The following is a 1,057-nucleotide window of genomic DNA, read 5'->3' on the forward strand; positions in this document are numbered from 1 at the left end:
ACGCCCGCGCAGCCCATTGTTGAGTTGAATCATGCAGGCCGGGCAACTGGTGGCCACCGTATCTGCCCCGCTCTGCTCGATGTTCCGGCGCTTCCTATCGAATACCTTCTGAGAGGTGTCGTAGTCTTTCACAAGGTAGGTGCCCGCCCCGCCGGCACAGCGGTCGGCATCCATCATCTCGACATAGTCGGCACCCGGGACCTGCTTGAGCAGTTGGCGCGGTTCCTTCGTGACGCCCGCCGCCCGCAGGTGACAAGACGAATGGTAGGTCATCCGCCGGCCCGCACCGTTCGCCGCGCCCATAGGCGGATGCTCGGGCGAGCGCGCCACGAACTCCGTGATGTGCACCACCTTGTGTGCCAGTGCGTCCGCCGCCTGCTGTTCCGGCCCGGCCTCGAAAAACTTCCTGTATTCCTTGAGCATGAGCGTACAGGAGGCGCAGCCCGTCACGACTTGATCGTACCCCGAGAGCGACTGCAGATTGAACCGTGCGTTGTCTTTTACCAGGTCCACGTGGCCATAGGTTTCGATCGGCGTCCCGGAGCAGCGCTGCGGAGGAAGCTCAACATTCACTTTATGTTTCTGCAACACACCGATCACCGCATCCCCCACCCCGTCGTCAAAGTAGTTCGCCGCACAACCGTGGAAGTAGGCCACGCGCGGACCGGTTGCAGTCGGGTTCGATTGCGTGAGCTCCGGATAGCGATCGCGCAGATGCCGAGGAGCCAGCTTCGGCAGCACCATGTCGGCCGGCAGCTTGGCCGTGGGGGCGATGCGCTTCAACACCGGCGCCGCCAGACGTTCGAGTAGCGCGCGCGGCCCCGGGCGATCCCACAGGCGTTGCGTCTTCGCCAGAAGCTTCAGCATCACTTCAAAGATCGGCAGCTTGGCTTGAAGCGCGAACAACCACCGGCTTCCTTGATTCGGATGCTCGGCGCGCCGCTGAAGAATGAGCTCCGACACATCGACCCCTGCCGGGCAAATCGTGCGGCAGGATTTGCAGTTGAGACAAGCCTCCACCACCCGCTTCGAGGTGAGATAGGAATAGTCCTTGGCT

The 1,057-nt window shown here is 62.5% G+C and carries 1 protein-coding gene; it reads right to left on the reverse strand.

Going from position 1 to position 1,057, the window contains the following annotated elements; translation table 11 throughout:
- Nucleotides 1-1,057: (Fe-S)-binding protein (locus tag KF784_20360; GenBank protein MBX3121410.1), on the reverse strand; the 1,057-nt coding region annotated here is incomplete at both ends.

It is taken from the genome of Fimbriimonadaceae bacterium (genome assembly GCA_019638775.1).
In the GTDB taxonomy this organism is placed as follows: Bacteria; Armatimonadota; Fimbriimonadia; order Fimbriimonadales; family Fimbriimonadaceae; genus JAHBTD01.